Annotated in this window: 24 protein-coding genes; 4 read left to right on the forward strand and 20 right to left on the reverse strand. The window is 48.3% G+C overall.

The window, feature by feature from the left end; translation table 11 throughout:
- Positions 1 to 64: 64 nt before the first annotated feature.
- The 15 genes from nqrM to ABNS04_RS03890 all read right to left on the reverse strand — a co-directional run bounded on the left by nqrM (position 65) and on the right by ABNS04_RS03890 (position 14625).
- Positions 65 to 277, reverse strand: a complete 213-nt coding sequence (nqrM, locus tag ABNS04_RS03820; protein WP_006955084.1) for a (Na+)-NQR maturation NqrM — start codon at positions 275 to 277, stop codon at positions 65 to 67.
- Positions 278 to 296: 19 nt separating this feature from the next.
- Positions 297 to 1337 carry an FAD:protein FMN transferase gene (locus tag ABNS04_RS03825; protein ID WP_272977295.1) on the reverse strand — a complete coding sequence of 347 codons (1041 nt, stop codon included), beginning with the start codon at positions 1335 to 1337 and terminating at the stop codon, positions 297 to 299.
- A 3-nt stretch (positions 1338 to 1340) separates the two neighbouring features.
- Positions 1341 to 2567 (reverse strand): NADH:ubiquinone reductase (Na(+)-transporting) subunit F, encoded by a 1227-nt coding sequence (gene nqrF, locus ABNS04_RS03830; protein WP_272977309.1) that lies wholly within the window; start codon positions 2565 to 2567, stop codon positions 1341 to 1343.
- 45 nt (positions 2568 to 2612) lie between these two features.
- Positions 2613 to 3221: an NADH:ubiquinone reductase (Na(+)-transporting) subunit E gene (gene nqrE, locus ABNS04_RS03835; RefSeq protein ID WP_006955081.1), complete on the reverse strand. Its 609-nt coding sequence runs from the start codon at positions 3219 to 3221 to the stop codon at positions 2613 to 2615.
- A gap of 5 nt (positions 3222 to 3226) precedes the next feature.
- Positions 3227 to 3859, reverse strand: a complete 633-nt coding sequence (locus ABNS04_RS03840; RefSeq protein ID WP_006955080.1) for an NADH:ubiquinone reductase (Na(+)-transporting) subunit D — start codon at positions 3857 to 3859, stop codon at positions 3227 to 3229.
- Complete coding sequence (locus ABNS04_RS03845; protein WP_272977296.1) at positions 3852 to 4628, reverse strand: Na(+)-translocating NADH-quinone reductase subunit C; 777 nt, start codon at positions 4626 to 4628, stop codon at positions 3852 to 3854. The genes ABNS04_RS03840 and ABNS04_RS03845 overlap by 8 nt, the downstream gene beginning before the upstream one ends.
- Positions 4621 to 5823 carry an NADH:ubiquinone reductase (Na(+)-transporting) subunit B gene (locus ABNS04_RS03850; protein WP_006955078.1) on the reverse strand — a complete coding sequence of 401 codons (1203 nt, stop codon included), beginning with the start codon at positions 5821 to 5823 and terminating at the stop codon, positions 4621 to 4623. The genes ABNS04_RS03845 and ABNS04_RS03850 overlap by 8 nt, the downstream gene beginning before the upstream one ends.
- A 2-nt stretch (positions 5824 to 5825) precedes the next feature.
- Positions 5826 to 7166, reverse strand: coding sequence for a Na(+)-translocating NADH-quinone reductase subunit A (locus ABNS04_RS03855; protein ID WP_006955077.1), 1341 nt, complete (start codon positions 7164 to 7166; stop codon positions 5826 to 5828).
- A 172-nt stretch (positions 7167 to 7338) separates the two neighbouring features.
- A complete protein-coding gene (fabV, locus tag ABNS04_RS03860; RefSeq protein ID WP_006955076.1) occupies positions 7339 to 8517 on the reverse strand; it encodes an enoyl-ACP reductase FabV in 1179 nt (392 codons plus the stop codon).
- A 67-nt stretch (positions 8518 to 8584) separates the two neighbouring features.
- Positions 8585 to 8899 carry a BolA/IbaG family iron-sulfur metabolism protein gene (locus ABNS04_RS03865; RefSeq protein ID WP_006955075.1) on the reverse strand — a complete coding sequence of 105 codons (315 nt, stop codon included), beginning with the start codon at positions 8897 to 8899 and terminating at the stop codon, positions 8585 to 8587.
- Positions 8899 to 9393 carry a hypothetical protein gene (locus ABNS04_RS03870; RefSeq protein WP_272977297.1) on the reverse strand — a complete coding sequence of 165 codons (495 nt, stop codon included), beginning with the start codon at positions 9391 to 9393 and terminating at the stop codon, positions 8899 to 8901. Before ABNS04_RS03870 ends, ABNS04_RS03865 begins: the two co-directional genes overlap by 1 nt.
- An 89-nt stretch (positions 9394 to 9482) precedes the next feature.
- Positions 9483 to 10022 carry an ABC-type transport auxiliary lipoprotein family protein gene (locus tag ABNS04_RS03875; RefSeq protein WP_006955073.1) on the reverse strand — a complete coding sequence of 180 codons (540 nt, stop codon included), beginning with the start codon at positions 10020 to 10022 and terminating at the stop codon, positions 9483 to 9485.
- Positions 9994 to 11613: an intermembrane transport protein PqiB gene (pqiB, locus tag ABNS04_RS03880; RefSeq protein WP_272977298.1), complete on the reverse strand. Its 1620-nt coding sequence runs from the start codon at positions 11611 to 11613 to the stop codon at positions 9994 to 9996. The genes ABNS04_RS03875 and pqiB overlap by 29 nt, the downstream gene beginning before the upstream one ends.
- Positions 11610 to 12833 (reverse strand): PqiA/YebS family transporter subunit, encoded by a 1224-nt coding sequence (locus ABNS04_RS03885; RefSeq protein WP_272977299.1) that lies wholly within the window; start codon positions 12831 to 12833, stop codon positions 11610 to 11612. Before ABNS04_RS03885 ends, pqiB begins: the two co-directional genes overlap by 4 nt.
- On the reverse strand, positions 12817 to 14625 hold the full coding sequence (locus ABNS04_RS03890) for a sodium:proton antiporter (protein WP_006955070.1): 1809 nt from the start codon (positions 14623 to 14625) through the stop codon (positions 12817 to 12819). The genes ABNS04_RS03885 and ABNS04_RS03890 overlap by 17 nt, the downstream gene beginning before the upstream one ends.
- Before the next feature lie 144 nt (positions 14626 to 14769).
- Here ABNS04_RS03890 and ABNS04_RS03895 point away from each other — a divergent pair, with 144 nt between their 5' ends.
- The 4 genes from ABNS04_RS03895 to ABNS04_RS03910 are packed head-to-tail and all read left to right on the forward strand — an operon-like array spanning position 14770 to position 19527.
- Positions 14770 to 15804, forward strand: coding sequence for a Fe(3+) ABC transporter substrate-binding protein (locus tag ABNS04_RS03895; protein WP_272977300.1), 1035 nt, complete (start codon positions 14770 to 14772; stop codon positions 15802 to 15804).
- Positions 15805 to 15831: 27 nt separating this feature from the next.
- Positions 15832 to 17457 (forward strand): iron ABC transporter permease, encoded by a 1626-nt coding sequence (locus ABNS04_RS03900; RefSeq protein WP_348671195.1) that lies wholly within the window; start codon positions 15832 to 15834, stop codon positions 17455 to 17457.
- Positions 17458 to 18525 (forward strand): ABC transporter ATP-binding protein, encoded by a 1068-nt coding sequence (locus ABNS04_RS03905; protein ID WP_272977303.1) that lies wholly within the window; start codon positions 17458 to 17460, stop codon positions 18523 to 18525. It abuts the gene before it with no gap.
- Between the two features lie 54 nt (positions 18526 to 18579).
- Positions 18580 to 19527 (forward strand): zinc transporter ZntB, encoded by a 948-nt coding sequence (locus ABNS04_RS03910; protein WP_272977304.1) that lies wholly within the window; start codon positions 18580 to 18582, stop codon positions 19525 to 19527.
- A gap of 73 nt (positions 19528 to 19600) precedes the next feature.
- Here the strand turns inward: ABNS04_RS03910 and bfr (ABNS04_RS03915) are convergent, their stop codons facing one another.
- From bfr (ABNS04_RS03915) to ABNS04_RS03935, 5 genes are all read right to left on the reverse strand, one after another.
- Positions 19601 to 20068, reverse strand: coding sequence for a bacterioferritin (bfr, locus tag ABNS04_RS03915; RefSeq protein ID WP_272977305.1), 468 nt, complete (start codon positions 20066 to 20068; stop codon positions 19601 to 19603).
- Between the two features lies 1 nt (position 20069).
- On the reverse strand, positions 20070 to 20546 hold the full coding sequence (bfr, locus tag ABNS04_RS03920; protein ID WP_006955064.1) for a bacterioferritin: 477 nt from the start codon (positions 20544 to 20546) through the stop codon (positions 20070 to 20072).
- A 43-nt stretch (positions 20547 to 20589) separates the two neighbouring features.
- On the reverse strand, positions 20590 to 20814 hold the full coding sequence (locus ABNS04_RS03925; protein WP_083773232.1) for a (2Fe-2S)-binding protein: 225 nt from the start codon (positions 20812 to 20814) through the stop codon (positions 20590 to 20592).
- Positions 20815 to 20929: 115 nt separating this feature from the next.
- A complete protein-coding gene (locus ABNS04_RS03930) occupies positions 20930 to 21913 on the reverse strand; it encodes a calcium/sodium antiporter (protein ID WP_272977306.1) in 984 nt (327 codons plus the stop codon).
- Positions 21914 to 21960: 47 nt separating this feature from the next.
- Complete coding sequence (locus ABNS04_RS03935; RefSeq protein ID WP_348671196.1) at positions 21961 to 23862, reverse strand: acetate--CoA ligase; 1902 nt, start codon at positions 23860 to 23862, stop codon at positions 21961 to 21963.
- Positions 23863 to 24007: the final 145 nt, after the last annotated feature.

Genomic DNA, 24007 nt, shown 5'->3' on the forward strand with positions numbered 1-24007 from the left:
AAACAACAAGGGCGCTTGCCGCGCCCCTAATCACATAATGTTATAACGATATAACTGTTGAGGGTCAACGAATTTCGTTTTCTTTCCATTGCGCTTCTTTACGCATACGATCTTTTCGCTTATCGCACGGTTCGTCACAGTCGCAGGCTTTCTCCATCCCGAGTGCGCCGATACCACCACAACTTCCCGAAATGGACTTCTTCTGCATGATATAACCGACTGCCATTGCCAATACGACAACCACAAATAGAACAAATACAAGTAAAAATGTTTGCATGAGTACTCCTTCTCAGTCCTTAATGCGTTTTTTGCAGCAAAGGCTCAAACTGTGGACTGACAAACTCCTGAAAACCGTCATCGGTTTTAAATACGAGCATCACCGCCAGCTTATGTTGCTGAGCAAACGCTTTGGCGCGCTCGGGTCCCATGACCATAAGTGCGGTCGCATAGGCGTCTGCAGACATACAATCATCAGCATAAACGCTCACTGAAACCAGTTTATGTTGAATCGGCTCGCCAGTTCTTGGGTCAATAATATGCGAGTACCGACGTCCATCTTCAACATAAAAATTTCGGTAGTCACCGGAGGTAGCTAACGCGCCCTCTTTAAATGAGACAACTTCTTGCACCGCACGTTCCGTAGAAACCGGTTTTTCTATTGCGAGGCGCCAAGGCTCATTATCAGGCTTACCACCCGAAGCGACGATTTCGCCACCGATTTCAACCAGGTACTGACTGATCCCAAGGTCTTCTAGCAAACTCGCGACCCTATCAACGCCGTAGCCTTTGGCAATAGTCGATAAGTCGACATAAACCTTAGGATGCGACTTACTCAACTGATGGTTCTCAATCGCGAGTTTTTTATAGCCCACATAAGCTTCGATTTGTTCCAGCTGTGCCGCTGTTGGCGTTTGCTCGGGACGATTCTGCGGACCGAACCCCCACAGGTTCACCAAAGGTCCGACAGTTACATCAAGCACTCCATCCGTTTCATCGGCAATCTCAATGGCGCGAGAAACGACTTTTTCCAGCGCGCGAGAAATCACAACAGGGTCAGTCGACTGGTGCTGGTTAAATAGCGACAACTCTGATGTAGGATCATAAGTCGACATCTGAGCATTGACCTGCTCCAACACCGTATCCACACGACGCTGAATCTCTTCTTTACCATAGCGAGGATCCTTACTAAACACAGTAATGTGATAGCTGGTTCCCATGGTCGCGCCCTGCATTTTGATAACACGCGGCGCATCAGAGCAAGAAACCAAAAAGGCTAGCCCCAAAAGGGCTAGCCACAGTTTGCTTGCTAATGCATGTTTCACTGTAGAAACGTTCATTAATTAGCCACCGAAATCATCCAACATAATGTTTTCATCTTCGACGCCCAACTCTTTGAGCATGTTGATGACCGCAGCGTTCATCACTGGTGGACCACACATGTAGAATTCACAGTCTTCTGGCGCATCATGATCTTTCAGATAGCGCTCATATAGAACGTTGTGGATAAAGCCTGTGTCGCCATCCCAATCGTCCTCAGGCTGCGGATCCGACAATGCAACGTGCCATTCGAAGTTGTCATTTTCTTCTTCTAGCATGTCAAAGTCTTCGGTGTAGAACATCTCACGTTTAGAACGTGCACCGTACCAGAACGAGATCTTACGATCGGTGTTCAAGCGACGCAGTTGGTCAAAGATATGCGAACGCATCGGCGCCATACCTGCACCACCACCAACGAAGACCATTTCCGCTTCAGTTTCCTTCGCGAAGAACTCACCAAACGGTCCTGAAATTGTCACTTTATCACCTGGCTTCAAGCTAAAGATGTATGAAGACATCTTACCTGCTGGCAAGCTCAAATCGTTCGGTGGCGGTGTAGCGCAACGTACGTTCAGCATGATGATACCCTTCTCGTCAGGGTAGTTCGCCATGGAGTATGCACGTACCACTTCTTCGTCGACTTTAGACTCAACATCTAAGAAGCCAAAGCGTTCCCAATCGCCACGGTATTCTGGACCGATATCAAAGTCTTTATACTTCACGTGGTGCGGCGGGCATTCGATTTGAATATAACCACCGGCACGGAACGGTACTTCTTCGCCTTCTGGCAACTGTACAACGAACTCTTTAATAAAGGTCGCCACGTTATCATTTGATTTAACAACACAGTCCCATTTACGAATACCAAAGACTTCTTCTGGCAATTCAATTTTCATGTCTTGCTTAACATTGACTTGGCAAGACAAGCGCACGCCTTCACGCGCTTCTTTCTTAGTAATGTGGTCGAGCTCGGTCGGTAGAATATCGCCACCGCCGTCTTTAATGGTTACGCGACACTGGCCACATGAACCACCACCACCACACGCAGACGAAACGAAGATGCCAGCATTGGCGAGTGCGCCCAACAATTTAGTGCCAGGCTGGGTCACGATTTTCTTGTCTTCGTCGTCGTTAATCAGGATTTCCACATCACCCTGAGGTACCAATTTTGATTTCGCAAACATAATAATCGCGACCAAAATTAGTACGATGATGGTGAACATCGCTACACTGAGTGAAATCAGTTGAATATCCATCGATTCGTACCTTTAACTTTTATCGATTCAACACACTGGTTATAGAGATACGCCGGAAAACGACATAAAGCCCAAACCAATCAGACCCACTGACATAAACGTTGCACCGAGACCACGTAGGCCATCAGGCACATCGGCGTATTTCAGTTTCTCACGCACTGCGGCCAAAGCAACAATTGCAAGTGCCCAGCCCACGCCACTTCCGATGCCGTAAACAACCGATTCACCGAAGTTATAATCACGCTCTACCATGAACGATACGCCACCAAAGATGGCACAGTTCACCGTGATCAGCGGCAAGAAAATACCGAGCGCGTTGTAAAGTGCAGGCACAAATTTGTCCAACGCCATTTCAAGAATCTGAACAATCGCTGCAATAACACCGATAAAGGTCAAGAAACGCAAGAAGCTTAGGTCTGCATCAGGAAATCCTGCCCAGCCCAACGCGCCAGGTGCAAGAATGTTGTGATAGATGAGATTGTTAGCAGGTACCGAAATACCCAATACAACAATAACCGCTACACCCAGACCAAAAGCCGTTTTAACTTTCTTAGATACCGCCAAAAAGGTACACATACCTAAGAAGAATGACAGTGCCAAGTTCTCAATGAATACGGCACGAATAAACAGGTTAATATACTGTTCCATTGTGCTTACTCCTTAGGTTCGACTTGTTCAGTGCGGAAGGTACGCAGTACCCAGATAAATCCGCCAATGATAAAGAACGCGCTCGGTGGCATTAACAACAAGCCCACAGGCTCATACCAACCGCCTTCTGAAACCAAAGGTAAGATCTGCACATCAAACAGGCTACCTGAACCAAATAGTTCACGCACAAAACCAACGACGAGCAATACTAATGAATAGCCTAAGCCATTGCCGATACCATCTAAGAACGACATGCCTGGACTGCTTTTCATTGCATACGCTTCGGCGCGACCCATAACGATACAGTTGGTAATAATCAAGCCAACAAATACCGAAAGCTCGCGCGAGATTTCGTATGCGTAAGCACGCAGCACTTGGTCAACCACGATAACCAAACTCGCGATGATGGTCATCTGAACGATGATACGTACGCTCGAAGGGATGTGGTTTCGGATAATCGAGATAAAAAAGTTTGAAAACGCAACAACTGCGGTCAAAGCAATACACATAACCAGTGTATTGCTCATTTTTGATGTGACCGCCAATGCTGAACAGATACCTAAGATCTGTAACGCAATTGGGTTGTTTGCAAATATCGGTCCAAAGAGTACGGACTTCACTTCTTTTGCATTAGCCATTGGTCAGCTCTCCTTTGCGCAATTTGTCGAGTAACGGACCGTAGGCGTCGTCGCCCATCCAAAATTGAATCAGTGCGTCTACACCGTTACTGGTTAACGTTGCACCCGACAGCGCGTCGACTTCGTGTTCGCCTGAAGCGCCGCCCTTCACCAAGTCGAATTGGACTTGACCGTCATCGCCATAGAGCTCTTTACCTTGCCAAGTTTTAACCCAAGCCGGGTTGGTGATTTCACCACCGAGACCAGGTGTTTCCGAGTGCTCATAAAATTTAACGCCTTTAACTGTATTAAAGTCGTCTTCAAGCGCGATTAAGCCGTATATAGTACCCCAAAGACCTTGGCCACGGATATGTAACACGGCACCATTAGTGCCACCGTTGCCGTCTTTGATAAGGTAAACTTCGGTCATATTTTCGCGCGTACCCAAGCCAGCAGGGTCATCTGATTTTGGTAGTTTAGTGCTACGCTCAGGGTCGCCCGCCGCTTTACGGTTATCAAAGTCTGATGGGTTAACATCCTGCATGACTTGATAGTCTTTCAGACTCACAACCAGTGGTTGAATGCGCTCTTTATAAACAGCTGGCACATCCATACCTTTTTCTAGAATACCGGCTGCATCAAGGATGTTTTCCTGCATAGCTAGCGCAGCGTTGCGCTCTTGCATTGGTTTAAGACCAATCGCCGCACCTGATACAACGATAGAACAAACCAAACACAGCGCCAGCACTACACCGACCGTTTTGCCTAAACTTTCATTCTTCTTAGACATTACGTGCTAACCTCCGTTTAATGTTGGCTTGTGCTACGAAGTAGTCAAACAATGGTGCAAAGACGTTCGAGAACAAGATTGCCAGCATGATGCCTTCAGGGAACGCCGGGTTGACGACACGAATCATCACGGTCATGAAACCAATCAAGAAACCGTAGGCAAACTTACCCTTATTCGTAAATGACGCTGAAACCGGATCGGTTGCCATAAACATCATACCAAAGGCAAAACCACCCAGTACTAAGTGCCAGTACCACTGCATTGCAAACATTGGGTTGGTATCGCTACCAATCAGGTTAAGCAGGCTTGAGAATACGACCATACCGAGGAACACGCCTGAGACGATGCGCCAAGAGGCGATACGGAAGTAAATCAGTGCAAGACCACCAATCAAAATCATCAGAGTTGAGACTTCGCCCACTGAACCTTGGATGTTACCTAAGAAAGCGTCCCACCAAAGAGCGGTGTTGCTGTAGTCGATTTGACCCATCGCAGCTTTACCTAGGTTAGTGGCACCAGAGAAGCCATCAACAGCTGTCCAGATAGAGTCGCCCGACATACTTGCTGGATAAGCAAAGTACAAGAATGCACGACCTGTTAACGCAGGGTTCAAGAAGTTACGGCCCGTACCGCCGAAGATTTCCTTACCAATGACAACACCAAAGGTGATACCAAGTGCAACTTGCCAAAGTGGCGTGGTCGCAGGCAGGATCAACGAGAACAGTACCGAGGTGACGAAGAAGCCTTCGTTTACTTCGTGCTTACGCACAGAAGCAAATAGTACTTCCCAGAAGCCACCAACAATAAAGGTAACAGCATAGATAGGTAGGTACCAGCACGCGCCGTACCACATCTTAGTGCCCCAGCCAGCATCGCCGCCAAAGTCGCCACCCAACAAGTGGAATAAGCCCACCTGCCATGCGTCACCTAATTGATAACCTTCAGCCAACGCCATCGCGGCTTGGTTACCCACGTTATACATACCCCAGAACATCGCTGGGAATGTCATCATCCATACCAAGATCATGATGCGTTTTAAGTCGATACGATCACGAATGTGAGTCGTCGACTTAGTCACCGTACCTGGTGTATAAAGAATAGTGGCTACCGCTTCGTAAAGCGCGTACCACTTCTCGTATTTGCCGCCTTTTTCAAATTGCGGCTCAATACGCTCGAGTGTATCTTTCAAGCTCATGGTTAGCCTTCTTTCTCAATCTTAGTGAGACAGTCTCGCAACACTGGTCCGTATTCATACTTTCCAGGGCATACGTAGGTACACAATGCCAGATCTTCCTCATCCAGCTCCAAGCAGCCAAGTTGCTGACCTTCATCAGTATCGCCTGATAATAAGTCACGCAATAATAGCGTTGGTACGATATCCAGCGGCATCACGCGTTCGTAGTTACCAATCGGTACCATTGAGCGCGCAGACCCATTCAATGAAGTGGTCATGCTGAATAGCTTCTTCGGATTGAAGTGGCCCGCATAAGCACGCGTGACCGAGTGTAAATCTGAACCAGGGCGGATCCAGCCGAACAATTCTTTATGATTGCCCTCTGGAATAACACTCACCTGATTGTGGAAACGACCCAACCAACGATGCGCATCATCTGCTGTGTGACCGTTCAATACAGAACCGGAAATAACGCGGTTGTTGTCACCGGCAAGCTCACCGTCTGTTAACTCAACGATATCAGCACCTAAACGGGTACGTAACAACCGAGGCTCTTTAACACCTTCACCCGCTAACGCAACGAAGCGCTCGGTGAAAATTTCACCCGTTGTAAACAGCTTACCGTAGGCAATCACGTCTTGATAACCAATATGCCAAGCGGGACGCTTCAAGCTGACTGGGTTCAAGAAATGCATATGAGTACCCACCAATCCGGCTGGGTGTGGACCACTGAACGACTCTAACTGTGCGTTAGTGTCGCCGATATCCACTTCTGCATCGGCAGCTTTAACCACAAACAATTTGCCTTCAGTCAGGTTTGAAAGCACTTTCAAACCATCGATGAATGCTTGTTTATGCTCATTAATATAAACAGTCGGATCGCCACACAATGGATTGGTGTCCATTGCATTGATGAAGATTGCGGTAGCTTCAGCGTCTAAAGCAGGTGCTTTGCTGAATGGGCGCGTTCTCAATGCTGGCCATTGACCCGATTCGACTAGAATCTCTTGCACTTTTTCGCGACCCAAACCATCAAGCTTGGCACTGTCAAACGACTCAAAGGTCACTTGCTCATCGCCATCAAGCTCAACTACAACTGCCTGCAGCACACGGCGAGCACCACGAAGGATGTCTTTCACCTTACCTGCGCCAGGGGCAGTGTATTTCACGCCTGGATTCTTTTTATCTTCGAAAATCACCTGACCTTTTTTTACACGATCGTCCACTTTCACGTGCATGGTCGGGCGCATACCGACATACTCTTCACCCAAGGTAGCGACCGTCGTCACGGCCTTACCGTCGGATAGTTGCTGCTGGGGAGCACCCTTAATTGGGATATCCAGCCCTTTTTTGATCGTAATCATATGCGTTTGCACTACTCGTTAGGGAAGATTCATCACAACCAGCTATAATAACTGGAAACCTGAGAAATCAATAAGTTACTGATAAGGGCTCACTTCTAGTAAAACCGATACCAGTGACTAGAAAACGTAATCCACACTTATCGTCTGGATTTTAACACTTTTTACACTCCGCTTACCAGTTTACTTTGGGATTTACATCTGCGTCGTAATCGACGTTGTCAAAACCAAAGCCAAACAGGCGCAGGAAGTCTTGGTGATAGCCCGCATAGTCAGCCAGCTCATGGAAATTGTCTTGTGTCACCTGATCCCACAAGGCTTCCACTTTGGCTTGGGTCTTTTCGTTGGTTTCGTAACCATTCATATACAGTCGCCCCGCCTCATCTAAGGTTGGGTTGTCCTGATACAAGCCTTCGGTGAACAAACGATAAATCTGCTCAATACAGCCTTCATGAGTCCCCTCTTCTTTCATTACGCGATAAATAAGCGAAATATAAAGGGGCATCACAGGGATAGCGGAACTTGCTTGCGTCACTAACGCTTTTAAAGAAGACACATAGGCAGACAGGTCAATATCACTGTATTGCTCACGAAGCGCTGCTGCGGCACGGTCTAAATCTTCTTTAGCTCGACCAATAGTGGCATGACCATAAATCGGCCACGTTAATTTCTTGCCAATATAAGTATAAGCGGTGGTTTGACAACCCTCGGCGAGTACACCGGCATCATGCAATTGTTTAATCCAACGTTCCCAGTCCTCGCCACCCATGACTTTAACGGTGTTGGCGATTTCTTCGTCGTTAGCCGGCTCGAGCGAAATATCATGCACCTCATCTTTGTCGGTATGATAAGTCTTGGTGGTATAAGCCTGTCCTACGGGTTTCAGTGTCGAACTGTACACCTCACCTGATTCTGGGTCTTTACGTTTTGGCGACGCCAAACTGTAAACAACCAGGTCAATTTTGCCCATGTTTTGCTTGATGTAATCGATTGTTTCTTGCTTGATTTCATCAGAAAACGCGTCGCCATTAATACTGTGGTATTGCAGGCCGGCGTTTTCAGCCTCTTGATGAAACGCCGCCGTGTTATACCAACCCGCAGTACCCGTACGCTTTTCGGTAGGCTCCTTCTCAAAACACACACCTAACGTATGTGCACCGCTGCCAAAAGCGGCGGTGATTCGTGATGCCAACCCATATCCTGTTGAGCAACCCACGACCAAAACATTTTTCGGGCCGCCAGCAACTGAGCCTTGTTGCTTAACAAACTCCACTTGACGATGAACGTTTTCTGCACAGCCTACCGGGTGTGCGTTGGTGCAAATAAATCCACGAATTTTTGGTTTAATGATCATAGTGATTCCCTAATTTAAATTTTTCGCTATTGTACGGGTTCTGCTATAAAGAACATATCTTACCTGCTTAAACTGAACCGCCTCCGCCCATACAATGAGGAGAATCAGGCGCTTGCCCCTGCGCTTGCCACTCTTTCTCGGTGTACGTATGCAACGCCAAAGCATGTATCTGCCCAAGTACCTCGGCCAACACGCGATTCACTGAACGATGACGCTGAATCAGTCGCTTACCCTCAAATTCATCGCTTACGATAGTCACTTTAAAGTGTGACTGTGCATCAGCACCCGCTGCATGCATGTAACTCTCATCTTTAACATCTAATAACTTGGGTCGAAATGCACTTTTAAGCGCATTCTCAATCATTGGCTTAATTTGACTCATTAATACGTCGCTCCTTCGTCAACTGCACTTAAGCACACGCGTTCGGATCCGGCTAAGGTTGCAACAGCAGGGAACACCTGCTCTGCCACCGCTCCCGCGGATTTCGATGCTGGCATCGCTAAACGATAGCGAGAGGCACTCACCGAACCATCAATTTGATACAGAATAAAGGGTTGCTCACCCATGACTTCATTCAGTGCGTTTAACCCTTCTTGTCGGTAAGGCGGAAAAGCACTGATATCGCCCGTTAAACGCCAGCCATTAAGCTCTGACTCGCTTGCCAATAACGCCTCATTGGTGCGATCGCGGCAGAAGCTTACCTCAATCACGGCACGACTTAAACGCCATTCAGCATTGGGTAACTGTTTTAAATCGAGTTGCGCAATTGGATTATTTTGCGCGACTGTGCGTGAAGAGGATGGACTACAGGCCGTTAGCACGACCGTGTTCATAGCTAAAATGAGAACCCCTAATCGACTCAATGCTGGATGCACAGATACACTCCTATCAGATATGTCTAACAGGAGTATAGCAACTACGCCTATATACTTCAGCCGTATTCCATTGATGCCGATATCAATGGTTACTGGTTATTAATGGCTTGCTCGATTTCGTCCAAACTGGCTAACCATGCACGATCAAGTGCACGCACTAAGCCATCGTAGCCGTCGCTCGAGAGCGGAATTCGTTGTTCAAAGTGACCACTCAAAACATCGTTCGACTCAGCACGGTAATGCCAATAGCCAGCCACCACGGCTTCCCCCTGATTATTACCGTAAAACTGCATGAGCGATAGTTGCAGCGTCTGCCCACATTGCTCCGTTAATCGCCGCTGCAAACTATTCTGTAACTGCGAATCCAAGCCACCTAACCAACGATTATTCTTAGCTTCCACCATCAGTAAATCTGATTTTTGAACCATCACACCATCTTGTCCAATGCCAGCGTCAATACGCACACGACGCGATTGAGCATCGCAATAGCCGTTGCTTGACTGATTTAAATGAGGCAGTCGATAGTGTTTTACCTGATCGGCAGGTACCGCACTGCAAGCGCAGACAAGCAGCACCGTGCTGACGGCAATGCATAGCACATTAATCTTTTGCTTTAGGCTCTGGATCATTTTCTGTTTCCGTATTAAACAATAATGCATTGGGCTTACGTCGAAGCGTTTCGACTAATGGCTGGAGGTCTCGTGACATACGCTCAAGATTTTGTAGCGTTCGCTCTAACTGATCTCGGTTTGTTGAGCCGGCATCAAAATCAGCGAGGATACTGTTAAGCCGCTCAACGGACTGCGCTAAAGATTGCGGTAGCGCTTCCCAACCTGGTTGCGCAACAATCTTTTTCAATTGCTCGGTGAGCACTTTTATTTCTTCAGCGGTTTCATCCGTGGATGCCATCGCTTCAGTAAACTGATTAACACTTTGATTCAGTGGTAAACTATTTAAGGTATCCAAAATCGAATTGAGCTTCTCTTCGAGCCTACTAAAGTTGCTTACTATCGTCGGCATCACAGGGTAACCCGCGAAGGTGTCTTGCTTTACCGCTTCCTCATCTGGATAGAAACGCAAGTCCACGTACAACGTATTGGTCAAAATATTCGAGGCGCGAATCGAAGCGCGCAGACCCTGTTCGAAAAAGTGCTGCAAATGTTGTCGCCATTGCTCTAATTCCGTTGAAGCGACCAAGCCCTCTAGACGATCAGGCTCATAGCGTATCAATACGGGAATCAAACGTAAGGGTTGACCGGAGTTCTCATCCGGTTGCCAACGAAAAGGTACTTCGACCACAGTTCCCACGCGAATGCCCTTGAACATGACCGGCGAGCCGACCGCCAAACCATCGACAGACTCATCCAACAACAACACGTAATCAATACCCCGTGAGTATCCTTGTTGTTCGGCTTCTTCCTCGCTCGCAAACAGCTCAAAAACAGCCATCGCTTGCAACGGTTTTCCTAACGGCTGACCATTAGGTACGCCAAAACTGATGCCGGCCCCCAATAACGACTCTATCGATCCCACGGAGACATCCACGCCATCCGGCTTCCAACGGAACGAAACGCCGCGCTGTAGCCAAAAACGGGTATTTTCGGTTAGCAGCTCATCGTAAGGGGACTTAATGAGCACATGGTAGGTCGTTGCTCGCGCCTCGACCGAGAAGTCAACTTGTTCAACAATACCGACGGTAACACCACGATATTGAACGCTATCTCCCACCACAATATTAGCGGCACTATCACTCTCTAATACAATACGTTTACCGTCCGTATCCGCATCCGTTACTGGCGGTTGCTCAAGCGCGGTAAACTGATTGCGCGACTGCGACGACTCGCCCGGTTCGAGCTGAACATAAGCGCCCGACAGCAAGGTGTTAAGGCCAGAGATGCCACGCCGCCCGATACGCGGTTTGACCACCCAGAACTGGGAGTCCTCGACTAACATGTCCGCTGTGCCGGCGTTCATTTCAATATGTAATTCAGCGGCCTCAAAATTGTCCGATAATGTGATCTGAGTGACCTGACCGACATCAACATTACGCACTCGCACCGCTGTTTTTCCTGCTTGCAGGCCTTCTGCGTCCTTTATCTGGACAGTAATTTCCGGCCCGCTCTGATCACGCTCTTGCCACACCATCCAGCCGGCAATAAACGCAGCCAGAATCGGTACTAGCCAAATCGGTGAAGCAAGTTTGCGTGTCCAATGTGTCATTCAGTTGATTTCCTTACCCAAAATTGTCGGGTATCAAAGCTCATCGCAGCCAGCATGGTGAGTATGACTGTACTGGCGAAAGCGATTGCGGCATGTCCCGGGTAAACCGACATCAAGGCGCCGTTTCTTACTAAAGCAACAAGTACTGCGACAACAAAGATATCGATCATCGACCAACGCCCGATCCAGTCGGTTATACGGTACAACCATAGCGCGCTTTTAGGGCGCTTTGAAGTATCCTGTCGTGCCAAGATAGCGAGTGTCGCCAAAATAAGGATTTTAGCGATTGGAATGACCAGGCTCGCGACAAATACAATAATCGCAATCGGTATATCGCCGCTTTGCCACAACGATAATACGCCTCCTACGATGGTTTGAGGTTGTGTCGAACCCAGCGCCACGGTCTCCATAATGGGCAACACCTGAGCAGGAATAAGCATTAATGCTGCCGCAAGCAACAACGCGAACGTCAGCGAGGTGCGCCGAAATTGAACAGTCCAAAGGGGTTCGTGACAACGCCAGCATGTCGTCTGATGCGCTGGGTTCGCCGCATAACAGACCGGACATCCCACCACCTGATGTTGTCGCGCACTTTCACCGACGATGGCACGGTAATTAACCGCCCGTTCATCCGCAGGCCATAATGGATGACGCTTCATACGATCAACCACCATCATCAACAACGTCACGAAGCCAGCGAACGCAATCACGCCAAAACCAAAGTCGATCGTGGCATAGCCCGCTAATTTTATAAAACTGATCAGCGCACCAATCAAAAACACATCGGCCATCATCCAAACGCGAATGTACTTAACCGCTCGCACCAGCCAGCGTCCCATTTTATAGTGAGTTCGATTATGCCAAATAAGGATGACGCCAGAAGCAAGCAAAAAAAGCGCCGGTAGAATCACCACCGAAAGAAGCACCACAATCGCTAACCACTGTTCATGAAAGGCAGATAACGTCAAGCTACTGTCAAGGAGCGTGATTTGCTGACCTTGACCGGAAACACGGTAACCAACAAAGGTCATTTCTGTCGCGGGGATGAGTAAAATAAGTGCAGCGATGATCAGCGCAAGCGTGTGTTGAGCACTCAGCGGGTGACCACCAAGAAGGTGGCCACAACGCTTACAACGAATGGATGTGCGGCCACTAACCCAATTGATCTGATCGCAATCGGGACAAACTCGCACATCCTCGGCGTTACTCGCCTCCCTCATCCGTATTTTTCTCCGGTGTGATCATTGCAATAACAACCCAACCCGGTGCTGGTTTAAGCTCGCGCTCAGTCGTAAAGATATGGATCTTTTTCTGATCATCCAACGCAAACATCGGTACCGCACGTGCACCATACTGTTGTTGATACTCTTCAAAACCAAAGTTTTCAGTAATCGGCGTTGACTTAACTTTGGCACCTTGGAAGTGCAAACTCGCCAATTTAGAGTAAGTAATGCTATCGCCAAACAAATTGAGCGTATTTTTATAGTTTTCGGATAACTGATGGCTAGCTCTGAAATCCGACTCGCCACTATTCAAGCCGTGGACTTTTGAACTGCCAAACCAGTCCTGGTAATAAACAGAAACCAGCGGGTTGAGCTGCTTATACGGTGACATCACCAATAAGCGGCCAATACCAGTTAAGTCGATATTATTCGAAGCATGTTCCGAAGCGGGATTACCAAAGTAAACAGGTAAGTTATCCATCCGCGCAAGACGGATATTCTCCCAGTTGGTATCAGCCAACCGGACTGGGATTTCATGTTCTTTCAGAACCGATGCCACCGCACGTGCCATCTGGTTGGCACCAAAAATCAAGAATCCACGCGCCGGAGGTTCAATTAATCCAAGCAGTCGCGCTAGCGGTTTAGCGGTTAAGCTTTGTAACACCACCGTTGTCATGATGACTAAGAACACCAAGGGCACGATAGCCGATGCATCCGTCCATCCCGACTGTTCCATCTTCAACGCAAACAAAGCCGATACCGCTGCGGCAACAATACCTCTGGGAGCAATCCACGACAGTAGCAACTTATCCTTAAAGCGCAACTCGGTGCCGATAGCTGACAGCCATACGCTTAATGGACGCACAAGGAACATAATGACAGCGAGTAAAATAATAGACGGCACACCCAAGGCATCAAAATCAGCAAAATCCAATCGCGCAGCGAGTAGAATAAACAATGCCGATATCAACAGCACAGAGAGGGTTTCTTTGAACTCCAAAATCTCATCAAGATTAAGATTTTTGGTATTCGCCATCGCCATCCCCATAACGGTGACGGTGAGTAGACCGGATTCATGTTGAATGGCATTCGACAATGCAAAAACACCCAAAACGATGGTCAGGGTCGCGACATTCTGTAAGTAATGCGGGAACCAACCTCGACCTAGCGCGAGGCCTAGCAGCTTAGCCGCCGCCCAACCAAAGAAGAAACCGATCCCGATAGTTTTCGCAAAAGCCTGCAACGCGTGTAGCATTGCGACATCTTGGCTGGCGATAATAAATTCATAGACCAATACTGCGAGTAAGGCGCCCAGTGGGTCAATAATAATGCCTTCCCAGCGCAAAATATTGGCTAACTTATTAATCGGTCGAATTGAGCGGATCATTGGCTGTATCACCGTCGGTCCGGTTACCACCACCAATGCGCCAAACAGCGATGCAATCTCCCAACGCCAATCCATAATAAAGTGCGTCGCGACACTGATGGTTATCCAAGTAACCACCATCCCAATGCTGACGAGGTTGGTCACCATACGACCATGACCACGAATTTCATCAAACTTAAGCGTTAGACTGCCTTCAAAAAGAATAACCGCAACAGCTAAGGAAACCACAGGGAATAACAAATGATCGAATAACTGATCGGGCTGTAGCCAACCTAACGTAGGTCCCACTAAGAGGCCACACACCAGCAGCGGCAAAATCGCCGGCAGTTTAATGCGCCAGGCTAACCATTGGCAACAAATCGATAGCACACCGATAAGCGCTAACATGGATAAGTCAGACATAGGGTCTCCAGTAAAGTATGAGCATCTGCTCTATTATTTTATTTGACATTGACACCCACTCAAATGAGAATGGCTATCATTAAATTTTAATTTTGATACACTTAAGTATGTAATCTACGCGAATTATTAGTAAGAGGTTTGAATATGGCAATAAAAATTACTCCCCTCAAGCTTGCAATGGCTGCCATTATCAGTGCCAGCACATTAGCAGGTTCTTTTGCGCAAGCGGCTGAAGTTAATATTTATTCATCGCGGAAGCAAGCATTGATCAAGCCTCTGCTCGATAAGTTTACTGAGCAAACAGGTATTGAGGTCAACTTGCTCACGGGCAACTCAGATGCCTTATTGTCGCGGTTAAAGGCTGAAGGCGAAAACACACCCGCAGACTTATTTTTAACCGTTGACGCCGGCGCGCTGCATCGTGCCGTTACCGCCGACGTGTTTCAAGCGATCGATTCTGAGTTCGCCCATAAAACTGTGCCAGCGCATTTTCGCGACAGCGATGACCAATGGGTGGGTTTGAGCCTGCGTGCTCGCCCAATTTTTTATTCACCTGACCGTGTCGATCCAAGCAAACTCGAAAATTACATGAGTCTAGCCGACGACCAATGGCAAGACCGTATTTGTATTCGCTCGTCGAATAACATCTATAACCAGTCATTAGTCGCGGCATTGCTCGACCACTACGGCGAACAAAAAATCATGGGTTGGGCTAAGGATTTAGTCGACAATTTCGCCCGTACGCCGGTCGGCGGCGATCGTGACCAAATTAAAGGCGTCGCATACGGCGTGTGTGATATCGCCGTAGCGAACACTTACTATTTTGGTCATATGCTGAATTCCGACCAAGCTGAAGAACGCGAAGCGGCCGAAAAAGTTAAGATTTTCTGGCCGGCGCAAAACGGCAATGGCACCCACGTGAATGTGTCGGGTATTGGCATCACTAAACATGCGAAACATGTCGATGAAGCCACACAATTAATCGAATTTCTACTCTCAGAAGCCTCACAAAAATGGTATGCTGAAGCCAATTATGAGTACCCTGTACGTGAAGGCGTTGAGTGGAGTGAGACCCTCAAGCAATGGGGTGACTTCAAACAAGACGATATTTCGATGGATATTTTAGGTGAGAATAACGCAGAAGCCGTCCGTTTAATGAACTCGGCAGGCTGGCGTTAATTCCTCACTAGGTGTTAAGGAGCAGCTATGACCCGCGGCCCGCTCGTGCTGTTCGGCGTTGCGGCACTGGTAGGGCTACCACTTATTGTGGTGGCCTTATCTTTGTTAAATCCTAATTGGGATATATTAAATCACCTTTGGCAAACGGTGATACCCGAGTACATTTCTCATTCACTGATACTATTGGTATCGGTGGGGTTTGGCGTGACTATCCTCGGCGTCAGCACCGCATGGTGCGTAAGCCAATACGATTTCCCAGGTTGGCGCTGGGTAAGTTGGGGGCTACTACTTCCTTTAGCCATGCCCGCCTATATCTCCGCTTATACTTATACTGGCCTACTCGATTACGCCGGTCCCGTGCAGCAAGCATTACGCGATACCTTCGACCTAAGCATTGGTGAGTATTGGTTTCCCAGTATTCGGAGCATCGAAGGCGCTATATTCGTATTAAGCTTAGTGCTTTACCCTTACGTTTATCTAATTACTCGTGCGGCCTTCATGCAGCAATCAACCGCTGCTTTTGAGAGCGCCCGTACACTGGGTGCCGGTCCCGTCCGCAGTTTCTTCCGTATCGCGTTGCCATTAGCACGACCGGCTATCGCAACCGGCGTCACGCTTGCGTTGATGGAAACACTTGCCGACTACGGCACCATGGAGTACTTCGGTGTCACCGTATTTACTACAGGTATTTTCCGTACCTGGTACGGTATGGGTGATGCTCAAGGCGCGTTGCAATTGGCGTCTATTCTCCTGCTGTTTGTTATTGTACTCATTCTAATTGAGCGCTATTCAAGGCGTCAGGCTAAGTTTTATCAGCGCCGCAGCCAAAATAATAACTTTAGAAAACCGTTACGTGGCAAAGCGGCGTGGCTCGCGTCGGCGGTGTGTTGGCTTTCTATTGTGCTCGGCTTCGTCATTCCCGCAAGTCAGTTACTCATGTGGTCGATTGAACGTGCTGATATTTGGACTCAGGCGTCCTTCTGGACGCTGACACTCAATACGCTCTGGCTGGGCTTGTTAGCCGCTACCATCACAGTTGCGTTAGCGCTCTGGCTCGCCTATGGTCGCCGTCGCCATCCCACCCGAGCAATCCGCACAGCAATAACCACCGCCGGGCTTGGTTATGCGATTCCAGGCATCGTCATTGCCGTTGGCATTTTGATTCCACTCGCGTGGCTTGATCACCGCATTATCGATTTCAGTAAATCGCTCTTCGGCGTGAACCCGGGTCTATTGTTAAGCGGTACCGTTGTTGCTTTAGTATTTGCTTATACGGTGCGCTTTTTGTCGATTTCCCTGCAGACAATAAGCTCGGGTTTAGAGCAAATCACACCTCAAATGGATGACAGCGCACGCACGTTGGGCGCGAGTTCACGTCGCATCATGACCCGGATACATTTGCCGTTACTTAAAAGCTCAATTCTCGCCGCACTGATATTGGTGTTGGTGGATGTGATGAAAGAACTGCCCGCGACTTTGGTGTTGCGTCCCTTTAATTTTAATACCTTAGCGGTCAAAGCCTTCGAAATGGCCTCGGATGAGCGGCTTGCAGATGCAGGACCTCCTGCACTGATGATTGTCCTGGTGGGCTTAATTCCAGTATTGATGTTGTCACGTGCGTTGCGCACTCAAACGATTAAAACGGGAGACTAAATGAAGCCGATAGTAGAACTTGATTCAGTGTCCATTGAGTTAGGTAAAGAGCGTATTGTTGAGCAACTCTCGTTTTCACTGAATGAGGGCGATATCGGCTGCTTATTGGGACCGAGCGGTTGTGGTAAAACAACACTGCTACGCACCATTGCCGGTTTTTCTGAGGTCACCAGTGGTTCCATACGTCTCTATGGTGAGGAAGTCGCTTCAACGAAAGTGCAAATGCCCACCGAGCAACGTCAAATAGGCATGATGTTCCAAGACTTTGCCTTGTTTCCGCACCTTACTGTGGAAGAAAATATCGCCTTTGGCATTAATAATTGGTCGAAAGTCGAACAAAAGCAACGCGTAAAACAACTGCTTCAACGGGTCGATCTGACCGGCTACCAAAGCCGTTACCCACACGAATTATCGGGCGGGCAACAACAACGAATTGCACTTGCCCGAGCATTGGCCCCAAAGCCAAAACTCATGCTTTTAGACGAACCTTTTTCCAGTTTGGACGCCGAGCTGCGTGAATTACTGGCACAAGATGTGCGTAATCTATTAAAAGAAGAAGGTATTACTGCGTTGCTAGTGACTCATGATCAGCAAGAAGCCTTTGCCATGGCGGATAAAGCGGGCGTCATGTACGCCGGTCAGTTATTGCAGTGGAATACCCCCTACGAGCTTTACCATCAACCCGAGCATGAACTGGTCGCCGACTTTATTGGTCGCGGGGTGTTACTTAATGGCCAGATTAAATCGCACCAACTGCACAGTGCTTTGGGCGTTATCGACCATGAGGTTCTCTGTGATCAAGACGATCACGATGTTACCTTCCTCGTGCGCCCGGATGATGTGCTGATTGTCTCAACCGAGCGACCCCACCGCCTGCAGGCTAAAGTTGTTGGACGCGGCTTTCGCGGATCGCATTACCTGTATACGCTTGCCTTAGACAACCATGAACATGTACTCGCAGTTGGGCCTTCACACCAACCCTTGCAGTCTGGTCAAATGGTAGGGATAAATGTTGACTTCGACCATTTAGTGGTGTTTGATTCCAATATATGTCAATTACCTGACTAAGCGCTCAACAATCAATCACTTATGTGATTTGGGCGCTTATTATTGGAGTGCTTTATGAACTTTTTAATCGATGCTTGGGATTTTAACCAGCACCCTGCGCAAGCGATCACCAACGACGACACTGTTAAGTCTCGCCCCGGTTGTTGGTTCCACTTTCAGCGTGACGTGGAAGGTATCAATGAATGGCTGAAAGCCGCTGATATTCCCGAACCTATTATTGACGCCATGCTTGAAGAAGATACGCGTCCACGCTTTCAGCGACTCAAAGACGGCTTTGTACTGTTATTGCGAGGCGTAAACCTCAATGAAGGGGCTCAACCTGAAGATATGATGAGCTTACGCATCCTCTACTATAAAGAGACCGTGTACACGTTTCGCAAGCATCATTTCAAAGCGGTAGCGCATATACGCGATGATCTGCAAAACCAACAAGGACCTGAAAGCTTAAATGACTTTTTGGTGCACCTTGTCGAGCAGTTAAACCAGAAGATCGAAGATGTCATTGACGATATTGAGCTCAACGTCGAGCAAATGGAGACGGAAGGCTTTGATAACACAGCGGAGCAACAAAAGAAGCTGACCGTCATGCATCGCCGTCTGCTACGCTTGAACCGCTTTATTCGCCCGCAGTTAGCCGCGCTTGATAAGTTTACCAGTGAGAGCGAGAAATGGGTCGACGCGGAGTTGCATCAGTGGCTACTCAATGAGCGCGATACCACCCAGCGGTTATTGGAGCAAATCGACCTGATGCTTGAACAAGTGTGGATGCAGCGCGAGCAAATACAACAAGCGGTCGCCGAAAAGATGAACCGAAATACTTACTGGCTTTCAGTCATCGCAGGCGTATTTTTGCCATTGAGCTTTTTAACCGGGGTGTTTGGTATCAACATTGGTGGCATGCCTGGCGTAGAGAACACCAGTGCCTTTGAGATTTTTTGCTGGATTCTCTTGGGGATCGCCGTGGTCGAGTTTTTATTGTTAAGACGTCTGCGGTTTTGGTAAACCCTGCCAGAGCAGGCAACACAAAAAACGCGGCTAACTCTGCCGCGTTTTCTATGATTGAAAGAGGTTAATTTTACTTCATGCCTTGCAAATAAAGCGACTCACCCAAGCGATCCATCAGGTTCAATTGGATACGCAGCCAATAGGCGTGGTCTTCTTCCGTATCACGTAAAATTCCCACCAACATATCACGTGTGACATAGTCATCCACTTGCTCGCAATAGTCGATCACTTCACGCAGGGTTTTAGCGTTGTTGTATTCCAGCTGTAGGTCATTTTCTAACATTTCGCGCACGTCCGAGCCGATATTGTGAGGCTCGCGGTTGGACATATTAGGTTTACCTTCCAAAAATAGAATACGACGAATCAATAGGTCAGCATGACCCCGCTCATCATCAATCTCATGATTGATACGTTCATACAGTTTCATCAAACCCATGTCTTCATACTGGCGCGAATGGGATGTGTATTGGTCAATAGAGGTCAGTTCGAAAGCGAGTAAACGGTTTAACTGCTCGACGACTTTGTTCTCTGCTTTCATTCTAGTCCTCCTCTTTTAACATCGACTGAAGGTATACTTCTGTACCTAGGCGCGACATTAAATCAATTTGTGTTTCTAACCAGTCTAAATGCTCTTCTTGCTTATCAAGAATCTTATTCAGCGCATCGCGACTGACGTAATCTTGATGGCTTTCACAGACTTTAACGGCGTCACGAATAGCATTGATATCGTTGAACTGAACCTTATGGTCCATTTCTAACATTTCACGTGGGTCTTCACCGATATAAAGCTTGCCAAGCTCTTGTAAGTTCGGCATACCCTCTAAAAACAGCAGCCGTTCAATGAGCACGTCAGCGTGCTTCATTTCTTCGATAGACGCTTTATAAACGACATTGTTGAGGGATTCAAAACCCCAGTCTCGAAACATGCGCGCATGTAAGAAGTACTGGTTAATAGCGGTCAGTTTGAGCGTCAGCACCTTATTAAGCTGCTGAATGACTTTTGCGTCACCTTTCATGCGGGATGTGCTCCTTAAGCTGGTTCTAAAATTAGAAACTCAGCTAAGTGTAGCACACCGTAGTAGGAATTTTAGTGCCTGGCAGCACATGATCGTTACGTTTTTCTAAAGCCTCATTCAAGACTTCCTTAGCGCATTGCTTACAGCAACCGCACTGCGAAGCCACACCGTACTGCTGACGGAGCTCTCGCATACTAGACACCTCGCCAGTAGCAACTGACTTAGCAATGGTTTTATCCGAAACGCCTTTGCATAAACAAACGTACACTGAACATCACCTCGTAATTTACTATTAATGAGTGTAATGCTAATGCGAACGATTTTCAACAATAATGGAATAAAAAAGCCGCGACTCGCGCGGCTCATTTTTATAGTCAGTCTATTTAACTAGTTAACGCGGGTGTGAATCCCGTGCTTATCAGATAAACCGTGTAAGCAACGTAAAGGACTAAGAACGTCACACCATGTACGCGGTTAATTCGGCCTAAACGATTAACTCGCAAAGAAAACAGCAACAACAATAGTGTGAGACCGGCCATTGCGACCCAATCACGCGAAAGCACCAACGGTTCTAAATCAATCGGATGGATGGCACCAGCAATACCCACGACCGCAAGGGTATTGAACATGTTTGAACCAATCACGTTACCCAACGCCAAATCATGCTCGTTTTTGCGCGTCGCAGCAATGGCAGAGGCGAGTTCTGGCAGCGATGTACCAATAGCGACCACAGTCAAGCCAATCACCAAGTCACTCACACCAAGCGCGGTAGCAATGTTTACAGCCCCCCAAACCAGTGCTCTGGAGCTCGCAACCAATAACACTAAACCAATCATCAACCAGATAACCGCAGGCTTCATCGACATCGGATTAGCGTCGACTTCCTGAGTAAACTCAGCGGCCAAGCTATCGTCGCTGCTGTTTTTACCTAACCAGATTGACCAACCCATGTAGGTAGCAAATATCGCTAAAAGGATCCAGGCTTCAATCGTGGTTATTTGGTAGTCCCACAGGAACGCAGCCGTAAGTAAAGTAATCGCAATCAGCACGGGTAACTCACGTTTAATCACCCCCGACTGCACTGCAATCGGTGCCAACACGGCCGTGACACCCAACACCAGCGAAATGTTCGTGATATTTGAGCCAAATGCATTACCCAGTGCGAGCGCTGGGTTACCTTGTGATGATGCCAACGCCGAGACCACCATCTCTGGCGCTGAAGTACCGAAGCCAATGATCACCATGCCGATAACAAGCGGCGCCATCCCTAAGTTTTTGGCAACTGCGGCAGCACCTTCGACAAAGCGATCAGCACTCCAGACTAAGACAATTAAACCCAAAACAACTGCGACAATAGAAAGTGTCATTCAATACCCGTTAAATTAACTTACAAAGCCTCTATTCTAACGGGATTTCAACTGACTTTCCTAGCTTCATTTTGCTGCTTTACCACTGTTTGAATCATCTCAACACTATCCGGGTCGTCTATGGTCGAAGGAACCGCCACGGTGTCGCCCTGTAATACTTGTCGAATCAACCGGCGCAAAATTTTCCCTGAGCGCGTTTTGGGCAACTTGGGCACAACGTAGAGCGTTTTTAAGCATGCAATCGCACCGATCGTCTCGCGAATTTGAGCAATAAGTTGCGCCTGCAATTCCTCTGTTGAGATCTGCGCATCATTTTTCAAAATCACCAGCCCCACCGGTAACTCGCCCTTGAGTTCATCAGGTTGACCAACAACCGCACATTCAGCGACAGCAGTATGTTGCGCTAATACTTCTTCCATTTCACCGGTCGACAGTCGGTGACCTGCCACATTAATCACGTCATCAGTACGGCCCATAATGAATACATAGCCATCGTCGTCCATGTACCCCCCGTCGCCACTGCAGTAATAACCCGGAAACGCCTTCAGGTAGCTATCCTGTAAACGTTGTTCATCGCCCCACACCGTCGGTAAACAGCCCGGCGGCAACGGCAGACGCAAGCACACGGAACCTTCTTCATTAGCGCCTAATGGCTGACCTTGTGGATCGAGGATGGCAAATTCATAGCCCGGCACAGGCAGGCTTGAAGAGCCCGGTTTGACAGGGGTAGCGCCCACTCCCACCGGGTTAGCGCACATCGGCCAACCACTTTCAGTCTGCCACCAGTGGTCATACACCGGACGATCGGTCAGATGCTCAGTCCACTCGAGCGTAGCGGGGTCGAGCCGCTCACCGGCCATGTAAATGCGCTTTAACGCGCTAATATCGTATTTGGCTAAATGCTCACCATGAGGGTCTTCTTTTTTAATGGCACGAAACGCCGTCGGTGCCGAAAATACAGCCGATGCTTGGTAGTCTTGGATAATTCGCCAAAACGCACCCGCGTCGGGTGTATTAATCGGCTTTCCCTCATAGAGTATAGAACTGCAACCGAACAACAACGGACCATATACAATATAGGAATGGCCGACGACCCAGCCCACGTCTGAGGCAGTGAATAGGGTCTCTCCGGGATGCATACCGTAAACATAATTCATGGAGAAGTTCAGTGCCACAGCATAGCCACCATGGTCACGTACCACCCCTTTCGGACGTCCTGTGGTTCCCGACGTGTACAGAATATACAGTGGATGAGTGGCATTCACCGGCACCGCATCAATCGCAGGTGCGTCTTTTATCGCGCTTGTCCAGTCAATATCGCGAGGTGACTGCATCGACGCGTGGCTTTGTGAGCGTTGATACACAATCACATGTTGTGGCGGGTGTTCAGCTTCGTGCAGTGCTTTATCGACAATGGGTTTATAGTCGAGCACACGCTGCCCCTCAATACCGCATGAGGCGGTAATCAGCAATGCAGGTTCCGCATCATCAATACGGATTGCAAGTTCGTGTGCCGCAAAACCACCAAACACAACGGAGTGAATCGCGCCTAGTCGCGCACACGCCAGCATCGCAATGGCTGCCTGTGGGATCATCGGCATGTAAATAACCACGCGGTCGCCTTTACTCACACCCGCCGCTTGGATCATACCGGCGCAGCGCGCCACTTCGTCCCGCAACTGGTTAAATGTCCACTGCTGTTTGGTTTGCGTAACGGGAGAGTCGTAGTACAGGGCAACTTGTTCGCCTCGCCCCGCTTCTATCTGCGCATCCAGTGCTTGATAGCTAATATTGCACTCACCATCGGGGAACCAATCGGCTAAGCCATTGGTTTTTAAATTAGCCGCCTGTTGAGGCGCTTTAAACCAATGTAAACGATGCGCCTGCTCGAGCCAGAATCCCTCTGGATCTTGCTGAGCATCAGAATAAAGTTGGTGATAGGCCTGCATATACATACTCCGCAACCAAATAGATTTGGTTTAAGCATATGCAAGCCAATAAAAATTAAACATTCGACTTAGGTCGAAGTGCGCCACGCATCTTGCGCCACATCAAACATCGCCCCGCCGTACGTCGCGCATTTTGCGCGACATC

It is taken from the genome of uncultured Idiomarina sp. (assembly GCF_964010655.1).
Lineage (GTDB): Bacteria > Pseudomonadota > Gammaproteobacteria > Enterobacterales > Alteromonadaceae > Idiomarina > Idiomarina baltica.

Excerpts from the sequence above, each read along its gene's own strand:
- nqrM (WP_006955084.1), bottom strand. The coding sequence starts at position 277 with ATGCAAACATTTTTACTTGTATTTGTTCTATTTGTGGTTGTCGTATTG.
- ABNS04_RS03825 (WP_272977295.1), bottom strand. The coding sequence starts at position 1,337 with ATGAACGTTTCTACAGTGAAACATGCATTAGCAAGCAAACTGTGGCTA.
- nqrE (WP_006955081.1), bottom strand. The coding sequence starts at position 3,221 with ATGGAACAGTATATTAACCTGTTTATTCGTGCCGTATTCATTGAGAAC.
- ABNS04_RS03840 (WP_006955080.1), bottom strand. The coding sequence starts at position 3,859 with ATGGCTAATGCAAAAGAAGTGAAGTCCGTACTCTTTGGACCGATATTT.
- ABNS04_RS03845 (WP_272977296.1), bottom strand. The coding sequence starts at position 4,628 with ATGTCTAAGAAGAATGAAAGTTTAGGCAAAACGGTCGGTGTAGTGCTG.
- ABNS04_RS03850 (WP_006955078.1), bottom strand. The coding sequence starts at position 5,823 with ATGAGCTTGAAAGATACACTCGAGCGTATTGAGCCGCAATTTGAAAAA.
- ABNS04_RS03855 (WP_006955077.1), bottom strand. The coding sequence starts at position 7,166 with ATGATTACGATCAAAAAAGGGCTGGATATCCCAATTAAGGGTGCTCCC.
- fabV (WP_006955076.1), bottom strand. The coding sequence starts at position 8,517 with ATGATCATTAAACCAAAAATTCGTGGATTTATTTGCACCAACGCACAC.
- ABNS04_RS03865 (WP_006955075.1), bottom strand. The coding sequence starts at position 8,899 with ATGAGTCAAATTAAGCCAATGATTGAGAATGCGCTTAAAAGTGCATTT.
- ABNS04_RS03875 (WP_006955073.1), bottom strand. The coding sequence starts at position 10,022 with ATGATCCAGAGCCTAAAGCAAAAGATTAATGTGCTATGCATTGCCGTC.
- pqiB (WP_272977298.1), bottom strand. The coding sequence starts at position 11,613 with ATGACACATTGGACACGCAAACTTGCTTCACCGATTTGGCTAGTACCG.
- ABNS04_RS03885 (WP_272977299.1), bottom strand. The coding sequence starts at position 12,833 with ATGAGGGAGGCGAGTAACGCCGAGGATGTGCGAGTTTGTCCCGATTGC.
- ABNS04_RS03890 (WP_006955070.1), bottom strand. The coding sequence starts at position 14,625 with ATGTCTGACTTATCCATGTTAGCGCTTATCGGTGTGCTATCGATTTGT.
- ABNS04_RS03895 (WP_272977300.1), top strand. The coding sequence starts at position 14,770 with ATGGCAATAAAAATTACTCCCCTCAAGCTTGCAATGGCTGCCATTATC.
- ABNS04_RS03900 (WP_348671195.1), top strand. The coding sequence starts at position 15,832 with ATGACCCGCGGCCCGCTCGTGCTGTTCGGCGTTGCGGCACTGGTAGGG.
- ABNS04_RS03905 (WP_272977303.1), top strand. The coding sequence starts at position 17,458 with ATGAAGCCGATAGTAGAACTTGATTCAGTGTCCATTGAGTTAGGTAAA.
- ABNS04_RS03910 (WP_272977304.1), top strand. The coding sequence starts at position 18,580 with ATGAACTTTTTAATCGATGCTTGGGATTTTAACCAGCACCCTGCGCAA.
- bfr (WP_272977305.1), bottom strand. The coding sequence starts at position 20,068 with ATGAAAGCAGAGAACAAAGTCGTCGAGCAGTTAAACCGTTTACTCGCT.
- bfr (WP_006955064.1), bottom strand. The coding sequence starts at position 20,546 with ATGAAAGGTGACGCAAAAGTCATTCAGCAGCTTAATAAGGTGCTGACG.
- ABNS04_RS03930 (WP_272977306.1), bottom strand. The coding sequence starts at position 21,913 with ATGACACTTTCTATTGTCGCAGTTGTTTTGGGTTTAATTGTCTTAGTC.
- ABNS04_RS03935 (WP_348671196.1), bottom strand. The coding sequence starts at position 23,862 with ATGCAGGCCTATCACCAACTTTATTCTGATGCTCAGCAAGATCCAGAG.